Genomic DNA, 9,004 nt, shown 5'->3' with positions numbered 1-9,004 from the left:
AACCGCAACCGGTGTTTTCCCTAAAACTCTCTGGCTAGACAAGGAAAAAACTAAGTTGTGCTTTAGCAACAATGAGTTGGAACATTCCTTATCCAAACCTCAGGTTATTTAGATCTTTTTAGGGTAGATGTGTACTAAAGAAAGTTAGTTGAATAGTTGGGTAAGAAGTAATCAAAGGAGGCTAAAGCCTCCTTTGTATAATGTGAACGTTGACTACAGTTTATTCTCAGCGAGTGCGATAAAGAAACTATAACTTAATGCGACATCGTGAATACGCTTAAAGCGACCAGACGCACCACCGTGGCCGGCTTCCATATCGGTTTTTAGCAGCAGTAAATTATCGTCTGTTTTATATTCGCGAAGCTTAGCAACCCATTTTGCAGGCTCAAAGTATTGCACCTGAGAATCATGTAAACCCGTGGTTACAAGCAGATTTGGATATGCTTGGGCTTTAACTTGATCATAAGGTGAGTAAGACAGCATGTAATCAAAATACGTCTTCTCATTTGGGTTGCCCCATTCGTCGTACTCATTTGTGGTCAGCGGTAGTGTTTCGTCAAGCATAGTATTGATCACGTCAACAAATGGTACCGCAGCATGGACACCATCATACAGTTCTGGCGCTTGGTTAATGACTGCACCCATTAATAGACCACCCGCGCTGCCACCTCTGGCATAAATACGCGAAGCATCACCATATTTTTGTTCAACGAGTGCTTTTGTAACATCAACAAAGTCGTTAAAGGTGTTCTTTTTATTTAACTTTTTGCCATCATCATACCAAGGGCGACCAAGCGTTTCCGAACCACGAATGTGTGCAATCGCATAGACAAAACCACGGTCTAAAAGGCTTAAGCGGCTTATAGAGAAAGTTGGTTCAACATTAGAACCGTATGAGCCATAACCGTATTGTAGTAACGGGTTAGAACCATCTTGCTTGAACTTATCTTTACGATAAACAATTGAAACTGGTACTTTTATGCCGTCACGTGCGGTAATGAAAATACGTTCAGATTGGTAGTTTTCAGGTGCAAAGTCGCCCAATACTTTATCTTGCTTTAACAGTGTTTTGTCTAAACTAGCAAGGTCGACATCATACACAGAAGCTGGGGTTGTCATACTCTGATAACCAATTCTTACCGCATTTGCATCTAGGTTTTCGTTACCAGTTAAATAAACGGCGTAAGCCGGATCGTTAAAGGTCAATCGCTTGCTTTCGTTATTTTCTAAATTTAACACGGTGATTTGGCTAAGGCCATTTTCACGCGTTTCGTAAACAAGGTGCTGATTAAATAGCTCAAAGCTATCTAGTTTTGCATCGGCATTGTGCGGCACGACGGTTTGCCATTTTGAAATATCACTTGCATCACCAGCTTTAACACGCATCAGTTTAAAGTTTACCGCATCTTTGTTGGTGTGGATATAATACCAGTCGCCAAGTTTAGCGATGCTATATTCGTGACCATTTTCTCTAGGAATAAAGCGCTTTGGAGTTGCCTTAGCATTATCTGCGTCTAGTAAAGAAACACCAGACGCTTCGGTACTTGAGTGGTGAATGTATATTTTGCTTTTGTCTTTGCTCTTTGAGATGTAAGTGTAATAGCTGTTATCTTTTTCTTCGTAAATCAGTTCATCTGAGCTTTGGGCTGTGCCTAGAGTATGACGGAATACTTGATAACCGAGTAAAGTAACCGGATCTTTTTTGATGTAATAGATGGTCTTGTTATCGTTTGCCCAAACGATAGGACCTGAAGCACCTTCAATCGTATCGTCCAATAATTTGCCAGTCGTTAAGTCTTTGATTCGAATCGTATAGATTCGACGACTTAACGTATCTTCAGCAAAGGCTAGTAGGTTTTCGTTGGTTGAAATGGAAAGACCGCCGACACCGTAATAGTTTTGACCTTCAGCGCGGATATTCGCATCAAAGATAGCTTCTGCATTTTTACCATCTTTGTGTTCGCTGCGGTAATAAGTGAAGTATTCTTTGTCACCTTCAGTAGCACTAAAATAATAGTAACTGCCGTTTAGTACCGGCACGCTGCGGTCATCTTTGACCACTTTATTTTTGATTTCTTCAAATAAGGTTTGTTGGAGTTGCTCTGTGTTTACAAGCTTGCTGTCGGTATAGGTATTTTCTTTGGTTAAGTGTGACAGCACCTTTTCATCGCTTCTAGTATCGTCACGTAGCCAGTGATAATTATCGACAAGCTCTTGACCGTGAATGGTCGTCTTGTGTGGGATCTTTTCTGCTACCGGCGCCACAACGGTTGCGGATTGTTCTGCTTTAACGTCAGATGCTGCTTTTTGAGATGGCGCTTCTTGACAACCAAGTACAGCAAGCAAAGATGCTGCTACTAATGTAAATTTAAATTTCTTCATTTTTATTCTTCTGTAATAAATCAATTCATCGAGTCTATCTAGTTCTTATTATGAGGACAACTAATTGAGACGATATTTTGTAACAATCGTGGAAAATAAGATGTGAGCTTTCAACTAGTCGATATCAAAACGTCCCACTAAACGATCTAAGTCTTTGGCTAACGTAACTAATTGGTCTGCGCCTGCATTTAATGCGGCTGTTTCTTCTCCGACTTGTCGTACGGAAACATCCACCGAGTCAATTAAACGTCTAGTGTGGCCTGCATTTTCTCCTTGTAATGAGGCTTGTGACGCTATATTTGAAACCGAAGTTTTAATTCTTGACACTGCTTGTGCGATATCAGTAAACGCTTGCTGAGCGCTCTGTGATTGTTTGATGGCCGTCTCAGATTCGCCTACGCTCGACGTCATTTGGGCTGATACCGTCCTCGTTTGTGCGATGAGATTGGTTAACACTTGCTCTATTTCCTGTGTGGCGTCATGTGAGCGCTGTGCAAGTGTTCTTACCTCATCAGCAACCACTGCAAAGCCCCGACCTTGTTCACCTGCACGGGCGGCCTCGATCGCTGCATTTAATGCTAAAAGATTAGTTTGCTCTGCGATAGAACGGATCACGCCTAAAATGTTCGTGATATCTTGGCTTTCACTTTCGAGTTGGTTCATGGCGTTGGCGGACTCAGCCAACGAATGATTAAGCCTCGCAACCTGCGATACTGTGCTTTCTATTGTGCTGTTACCACGTTGGGCATGATCGTCCGCTGTCACAACATCCTCCAAAGTATGACCGCAGCTTTCAGTGATCTGTGCGGCAAGTCGCTCTACGGTTTCAGTGGTCGTAGTAGCACTGGCGGAGTCTTCAGCCTGCGCATGGCATTGATTGCGGATATCGTTGATACTTTTTTGTGACCCTAATGCAGCATCATTCAATGTTGAGGCATTACTTTGAATATCTTTTACGAGCGAATTAATTGAGTCCAAGAATTTATTGAACCACGCGGCTAACTCTCCAATTTCATCATGCGTGACGACTTTTAAACGTTTGGAAAGATTGCCTTCACCTTGTGCTATTTCTTTCAGTCCGTCAGACACCATTTCAATAGGTTCTACTATCTTGTTGGCAAGCGTTATTGCGATGATAATAAACAGAATTACCATGACAACAGCGATAATCGTGATACTAATCGTCATATCGTAAGCTGAAGCTAAGATCTCATCCTCATCGATCACCGCGATAAATTGCCAACCGAGTGTCTCAGAGCGATAAATCTTAGCGTCATAGGTTTTATTATCCGTTTCAATAGTAAGATAGGGCTCATTTTTGGCGCTGCGAATGGCTTCGTAAAGTGGGCTGGTGAGATCTTTGACATGTTTAAAATTATTATTTTTATTTTTAGGATCGGCAAGTACAGTGCCTTCGGCATCAAGAAGAATTAAATACCCAGACTCCCCAAGACGAATATTGCTAACGATATCAGTCAGTGTAGCAAGCGTTACATCTAATGATTGCACGCCAATCACTTTGCCGTCACGTTTTATACCTGTGGCAACAGAAACCATTGCCTGACCTGTTACCCCTTGATAAGGCTCAGTAAGGATAACCTTGCTGGGATCTTTAGAGGCATTTTGATACCAAGGGCGCTTTCTCGGATCGTAATTACCAAGAGGCTCAGCTGGGTATTGAATAAAACCACCGGATTCAGTGCCAAGGTATACAAATAATAATTCGTCGTGCGTTTGTCCAAATGCGCGATAAAGCTCAAAAATATTGGCTTCGGTTTGACCATTTTGTAGCGGAGTCATTGATTTCTCAGCCCCCAAATAAGAGGTGGTATCCTCACCCACTTGTTGCACTGCTTTGGATTCGGCGAGGAAGCGCGCATTTTTCTTCATCTGCTCGAAAAATAGTACAAAAGACTGTTCGGCTTGTCTTATTTCATTGCCAGAAGCATCAAGGAATTTATCAAGAGAGTCGCTTTTGGTCTGAGAAATGCTGACCACAGAAATTGCTAAAATAGGAATGATCACAGTGAGAACAAAGCTAATAATGAGCTTTTTGCGCATTTTCATACAGACAACCCTTAACTATCCGAGTGTTTTTATTATGCTCCTAGCAGGAGCGTATATTCTCAGGGTAAAATCTGAGCCACGGGCGTGGCTCGTTAAAGTCTGTATTATAAGCACGTTGCAGTGGCAGATTTCACCAGTCAATGCGCTTCAGAAATTAAAACTAATGTTACCCCTCTAATAGGTTTAGCATTGGATCTCATGTTTTTTAAGTAATTTATAAAAATCAGAGCGATTACGCTGTGCAAGTTTTGCAGCTTCCGACACATTCCCTTCGCAAAGTGCCAGTACTTTTTGGATGTAGTCATACTCAAACTGACGTTTCGCTTCATTTAATCCTGTAAACGCATTCTGCTCTTTATCTTTAGGCAGGGCTTTTTGTACGATATCTTCAGTGATCATTTTACCAGGCGTAATAGCAACACAATGCTCCACGATATTATGGAGCTGACGGATGTTGCCCGGCCAATGGTAATTCAACAAGTGCGTAATACTTTGTTGGTTAAATTGTTTTTCGCCATCGCTAAGTGTACTTAAGAAGCGTGATGCAAGTAGTGGGATATCTTCCAATCGCTCTCTTAGGCTTGGGATTTCAACAGATACCACGTTTAAGCGATAGTATAAATCTTCACGAAATTGTTTTTCGGCAACAGCGCTTTGAATGTTCTTATGGCTTGCAGAGACAAAACGAACATTGACCTTATGCTCAGTTTGGCCACCCACCGGACGAACGGTTCGCTCTTGTAAAACACGCAGTAGTTTAACTTGCAAATCAAGCGGCATATCACCAATTTCGTCGAGGAATAGGGTGCCGCCATCCGCTGCTTGTACTAAACCCTCTTTGTCGCTCACCGCGCCGGTAAACGCCCCTTTTTTATGGCCGAATAGCTCAGACTCCAATAGGTGAGCGGGCATTGCGCCACAGTTAATCGCAATAAATGGGCCTTGCGCCTGATTACTGGCTAAATGGATTGCTTTTGCTGTCACTTCTTTACCGGTACCGCTCTCGCCTTGAATAAGAATATTTGCGTTACTGCTGGCAAGCGCTTGAATTTGCTGTACCAATTGACGCATTGCGGCACTTTGGAATAACAACCCATGGAAGTTATTTGGATCCGAAGTTTGTGCAGTTCTTACTTTTCCTGCAAGCGCCTCATTGATGACATCGAGCATCTGCTGAGAGTCAATCGGTTTGGTTAAAAAGCTCACAAAGCCCTGTTGCATGGCATCTACAGCGTCTGGAATTGAGCCGTGAGCAGTCATCATTACAACGGGCATGCCAGTGTAATACTTCTTTATTTGCTCATTAAGTTCAAAGCCGTTCATGTGCGCCATTTTCAAATCGGTGATGACCAAGTCGATAGGCATTTGCTTGAGGATATTTAACGCTTGCGTACCGCGATGCGCAACTTCAACTTCGTAGCCGTGACTTTCTAAACGCATTGCCAGTAGCTCAGTTAAAGACGTATCGTCATCCACTAAAAGTAACTTTGCGCCCTGTTGTGTTTGACTCATAGTGAATCCTCCTCAAGTGATGGGGTTTCAGAAAGATCGGTTTCTAAACGTTGTTTTTCGATGTCGGCAAGCTTCTGTTTTAGCTCGGCAAGCTGCTTTTGTGTCTGTAGCAATTGCTCTTGGTGCTGTTGCGCCTTATTGTCAGAATAATAATTACTGATTTTTTGCTCACGAAGGCTTTGCGTATGCCAAGCTAGCGATTCAAACCAAATGTTGTAATCCGTTGGCCAATAATCTTGTAGTTTTACTTCTTCAATGGCTTTAAGTTGCTTAGTGGTTGAGTCTGTACCGCAATAGGTGTGAATAAAGCCTTGTAAGTGCAGCGCACCTTTATAGTAATCGTTAAATGTCACGTTATGTTTTTTGGCGCATTGGCTGACTAAAGCTTTGATCACCTCAGCTAAAGGTACAAACTTAGCGCTGGTTTCTGTTTTTACAGGGCCAATAAACTGCTTTGTTTGCTCGACGTTTTGCTTCGTTGTGGCACAACCACCGAGCAAAAATAGCGTGATACTTAATGCGATGTATTTCATTTTGAATCCCTTTTTGGAAAGGCGACTTGAATACTGGCGCCAGATTCTACTGGTAGCCATTTCACATAGCCTTTTAATTGCTTCACACACTCAGAAACAATGGCTAAACCTAAGCCACTGCCATTATTATTTTTATTTTTCTCACCACGAACAAATGGCTGGAATAACGAATCGGCTTCATTGATGTCGATGCCATCACCGTCGTCACGGACTATCAGTAATACCTCGCCATTTTGTTCTTCAATTGAAATAGTGACATTGCTTTTAGCGTGATCGATGGCATTGCTCACTAACTGAGTTAACACTAATTTACATGGAAGATACGGCACTTTTAGCCCATCATGATTTTGCCAGTTCATTATCACATCAGTCTTCCCTAGCTTATCGCTAAGATGCTTAGAGACCTCCTCTTGGATAAGATTCATTTCGGCGTCGTGATGTAGACTATCGGGGTGACTGGCCGCGCTATAGCTGAGCAAATCATCGATCAATGAGCCAAGCTTTGCAACAGAGTTTTCCATAATGGTGAGAATACGTTGCTGTTTTGGATTAACATCTCCAAGTAATCCACTATTTAATAAGCTGCTTCCTTCGTTTAGTGATGCCAAAGGGGTTTTAAGCTCATGAGTAACATGGCGCAAGAAGGTTTCTTTTTGTTGTTGAATGCGCTTAAGTTCGAGCCTTAGCCAATTTAGCCTGTCACCCAATTGCTGCAATTCATGACTGCCAGAGAGTTCTACCGACTTATCAAAATTACCTTTACCTACCTCAGATACCGCAGATTCTACCTGATTAAGCTGCTGACAAATCCGGTTGATCAAAAAGATGCTGATGACGACAAGGGTGGGTAGCAAGACAACGAGACCAAACATAAACCATGTTTGCAGCTGCACGAAATGAGCTTCTTGATCAGATAAGCGCTTATTAAGTGTTTGCTGAAAGCTTTCCTCGAATTGATTAAGCACCTTAACCAATTGTTGGAACTCTTCAGCTTTTGAAGTGGCATTGATCTCATCGGGAGCAAACTGTCGCCATTTAGCAACAAACAGCGAATCGGGTAGGTTTATTTTTAATAATTGAATGCGCTTTTTGGTGTTTTGCCACTTCTGCTCGATGCTTTCTTGCAGTGTTTCACTTTGCAACAGCTGATTATTTTGCAGTGCTTTTTCAAGGGCACTGATATCCGCTTTTACAAAATTATATTCAAGGATAAGCTTTTGATTCTTATTGTAAATATCCTGCGTTTTTTGTTGGTTTTTGGATAGTGCTTGGGCGTACCACAAAGTCAGTGTGAGTATTGGAAGCACACCAATAAACATGGCAATAAGTGCCTGTTTTTGTAATGACTGAGAAAAAATTTTTTTCACGATGCTAAATCCTTTAAAAGGGTGCACAAATTTCAATCAAATGGCGTTGCGAGATTTGCAAAATTTTCCATCCAAAAATTTACTTGTTGCAAAGCTGCGACAATCTAACTTCAAGAAAAATAAAGACTTTTTATTTTTCGCTTTTTTAACTGTTGCCATTTAGCAACAGCTTGCCTTAATCCAACCTTAATCTTTTTAAGTGGTTTTTCTTAACTTGTTGATAAATGGTGTTTTTTCAATTTTGGCATCAAAGTTGGAATAGTTATCTCGAAAGCGAAAAACGAAACGCAAAAACAAATGCAAAATCAGTTTTTAGCTTTAATAGCAAAATGTTTAACACAGAATTTAGTTTTTAATCTTATGAGGAAAGCACGATGAAAAATCTAGCAATCGCAGCATCAGCAGCAGTAATGACTTTGGCATCAGTAGGTGCACATGCAAACACTGATTTCGACAAATTAGACATGAATGGTGACGGTTACATCTCTATTGAAGAAGCAAAAGCAGATGAAGGCCTTCTTGCTCAATTTAACGAGTTAGACGCAGACCAAGATGGTCAACTAAGCCAAGCAGAATTTGATAACTACGAAGGGTAATTTGCCGAGTTATCACATCACTTTAATCGTTAAGGAGAAGATCATGAAAAATTTACTAGCAGCACTATCAATCACAGGTATGACATTGGTTTCAGCATCGGCAATGGCGATGGACGACTTCGAAAAGTACGACACTGATGGCAGCGGCACAATCAGCATGGCTGAAGCACAGGTTAATCCTAAGTTAGCTGAGCAATTCAAGACACTTGATGTTGACGGTAACGGCGAGCTGAGCGAGTCAGAGTATGAGCACTTTGAAGGCTAATTTAAAAGCTCGATATCGGTGAGTCTTCGGACTCTCCGCCAAGAGTGAACTTTAAGGAGAATATGATGAGAAATCTACTAGTAGCAGTATCCCTTGCTGGCCTGTCAATGGCATCAGTTAATGCAATGGCTGGTGACGACTTTGCCAAATACGATGCCGATGGTAGTGGCACAATTAGCATGAGCGAAGCGAAAGTAAATCCAAATCTTGTTGAGCAATTCACTCAGCTAGACGGTAACGCCGACGGCGAGTTAAGTGAATCAGAATTCGCAAATTTTAAAG

8 protein-coding genes are annotated in these 9,004 nt (G+C 41.8%); 3 read left to right on the top strand and 5 right to left on the bottom strand.

Annotation, left to right across the window (positions count from 1 at the left end; translation table 11 throughout):
• Window positions 1–213: 213 nt before the first annotated feature.
• The 5 genes from CWC03_RS04115 to CWC03_RS04095 form a co-directional block, all read right to left on the bottom strand.
• Window positions 214–2,382, bottom strand: a complete 2,169-nt coding sequence (locus CWC03_RS04115; protein ID WP_138580689.1) for a S9 family peptidase — start codon at window positions 2,380–2,382, stop codon at window positions 214–216.
• A 114-nt stretch (window positions 2,383–2,496) separates the two neighbouring features.
• Complete coding sequence (locus tag CWC03_RS04110; protein ID WP_138580688.1) at window positions 2,497–4,449, bottom strand: methyl-accepting chemotaxis protein; 1,953 nt, start codon at window positions 4,447–4,449, stop codon at window positions 2,497–2,499.
• Between the two features lie 183 nt (window positions 4,450–4,632).
• The gene (locus tag CWC03_RS04105) at window positions 4,633–5,961 is read right to left on the bottom strand and encodes a sigma-54-dependent transcriptional regulator (protein ID WP_138580687.1); all 1,329 of its coding nucleotides are present in this window, start codon (window positions 5,959–5,961) and stop codon (window positions 4,633–4,635) included.
• On the bottom strand, window positions 5,958–6,494 hold the full coding sequence (locus CWC03_RS04100) for a hypothetical protein (RefSeq protein ID WP_138580686.1): 537 nt from the start codon (window positions 6,492–6,494) through the stop codon (window positions 5,958–5,960). The genes CWC03_RS04105 and CWC03_RS04100 overlap by 4 nt, the downstream gene beginning before the upstream one ends.
• Window positions 6,491–7,861 (bottom strand): sensor histidine kinase, encoded by a 1,371-nt coding sequence (locus CWC03_RS04095; protein WP_138580685.1) that lies wholly within the window; start codon window positions 7,859–7,861, stop codon window positions 6,491–6,493. The genes CWC03_RS04100 and CWC03_RS04095 overlap by 4 nt, the downstream gene beginning before the upstream one ends.
• A 374-nt stretch (window positions 7,862–8,235) precedes the next feature.
• Between CWC03_RS04095 and CWC03_RS04090 the strand changes: the two genes are divergently transcribed.
• The 3 genes from CWC03_RS04090 to CWC03_RS04080 all read left to right on the top strand — a co-directional run.
• On the top strand, window positions 8,236–8,457 hold the full coding sequence (locus tag CWC03_RS04090; RefSeq protein ID WP_138580684.1) for an EF-hand domain-containing protein: 222 nt from the start codon (window positions 8,236–8,238) through the stop codon (window positions 8,455–8,457).
• Window positions 8,458–8,500: 43 nt separating this feature from the next.
• Window positions 8,501–8,722 (top strand): EF-hand domain-containing protein, encoded by a 222-nt coding sequence (locus tag CWC03_RS04085; protein ID WP_128727334.1) that lies wholly within the window; start codon window positions 8,501–8,503, stop codon window positions 8,720–8,722.
• A 65-nt stretch (window positions 8,723–8,787) separates the two neighbouring features.
• Window positions 8,788–9,004 (top strand): EF-hand domain-containing protein (locus CWC03_RS04080; RefSeq protein ID WP_138580683.1); only part of this gene is annotated, 217 nt, incomplete at its 3' end.

It is taken from the genome of Pseudoalteromonas sp. S2755, assembly GCF_005886535.1.
Lineage (GTDB): Bacteria > Pseudomonadota > Gammaproteobacteria > Enterobacterales > Alteromonadaceae > Pseudoalteromonas.
Note: the sequence above shows the minus strand (reverse complement) of the source record. Positions and strands in the feature narration are given on the sequence as shown.